The sequence below is a fragment of the Arthrobacter sp. BB-1 genome, assembly GCF_006151685.1.
Lineage (GTDB): Bacteria > Actinomycetota > Actinomycetes > Actinomycetales > Micrococcaceae > Arthrobacter.
The window spans coordinates 1-1,415 of record NZ_VDEV01000041.1 but is presented as its reverse complement, the minus strand read 5'-3'; the positions used below and the strand labels follow the sequence as shown (position 1 = coordinate 1,415).

Here is a 1,415-nt window from a genome sequence, read left to right as displayed (position 1 = left end):
CCTGTTGCCTCATTGCAATACCTCCGGGAAGCGTAATACGTTGCCTCAATTGAAATCCTCCGCTTTCGCGTGATCGTTGCCTCAGTTCAAGAGCTTCGGATGTCTACGGGTTCCAGGCCCGGTTTACGGGTCTGATGGGAGCTGGTTTCTTGGCCAGGGCGAGGGTTTCCAGTTCGGCTGTCAGGGCCAGGATCTGGCGGGAGAGAGCTCCGGGTTTGATGCGTTTGAAGGCTGCGTTCATTCGTATGACCGGGCTTTTGCGCATCCGTGGATGGCGCACGGCTCGTTGGTGGGGCGTGGCCGGCGCGTCGTGTTTCTTGGTGACTTTCGCGCCGTGGCGTTGCTTTGACACGAGCTTTTGCTGGGGCAGCAGGTAGTTGGTGAACACCCGGTCCAGTTCCCAGATCTCGTTGAGTTTCTCGAGCTCCGAGGGTGTGTCGTAGCGCAGGTAGCCGACCAGTTCACGGACCCGCGCCCAGTTCTTTTGCTCGACGTGGGCGCCGTCATTTTTGTTGCCCGGCCGGGAGCGGGTGAAGGTGATCTGCCGGGCGTGGCAGTAGGCCAGCAGGTGATCGTTGATGAACTCCGAGCCGTTGTCCGAGTCAATCCCGAGGATGGGAAACGGGAAGACGGCGGTGACGTGTTCGAGGGCTTCGAAGACCCATTTGGCGGCCTTGTTCCGCACGGACCTGTTGACCGTCCATCCGGTGCAAATGTCAGTGACGGTGAGCGTGAAGCAGAACTCTCCGAAGCTGCTGCCGCCCTCGTGGCCGACGAGGTCAATCTCGACAAAGCCGGGCACTGCGTCGTCCCAGTCCGCCCAGGTCCGGACCGGGATCTGGGACTTGAGCAGTGTGCCCGGCTTTGTGTGGGACCGTCCCCGCAGGGTCAGCTTGGCCCGTTCACCGGCGAGTTTCCGGTCGATCGTTGCCGCGCTCATCCGCATCAGCAACGCTGCTTGTTCGTCAGTGACCTCGAGTTCACCATCACGGCGCAGCAACGGCACCAGCACCGGCAGCATCGGGGCCAGCAGCCTGCCGGCAGGAGCCCGGAGTACCGCCCAGCACTTGACGAGCGCCGGCAGCAGATCAGGCCCGTACACCGGGGTCCTGCCCGGCCGCGGTCTGACGACTTTCAATTCCAGCGCATCCCGCAACGCGGCCCGGGCATAGTCGCGGTGCCAGCCGGTCAACTCGACCAGTTCGTCCAGGATCCGGGACTTTCCTGCACGATCAGCACCCCGATAAGCGAGGGCCTTCTTCTTCGTCACAGCTTGCCGCTGGGCCATCGTTAGCTCCATGAAAACGGGCATAGCCCGCGGCCATCGCCGCACCCGAACACCACGCCGCCGAAGCGGAGGTTTTCAAATGAGGCAACGAATCCGGCTACGCGGAGGTTTTCAATGAGTCAACGCG

General features: G+C 62.3%; 1 protein-coding gene. It reads right to left on the bottom strand.

Going from position 1 to position 1,415, the window contains the following annotated elements; translation table 11 throughout:
* Positions 1-103 precede the first annotated feature (103 nt).
* Positions 104-1,288, bottom strand: a complete 1,185-nt coding sequence (locus tag FHJ30_RS20110; protein ID WP_139031027.1) for a DDE-type integrase/transposase/recombinase — start codon at positions 1,286-1,288, stop codon at positions 104-106.
* Positions 1,289-1,415 lie beyond the last annotated feature (127 nt).

Excerpts from the sequence above, each read along its gene's own strand:
- FHJ30_RS20110 (WP_139031027.1), bottom strand. The coding sequence starts at position 1,288 with ATGGCCCAGCGGCAAGCTGTGACGAAGAAGAAGGCCCTCGCTTATCGG.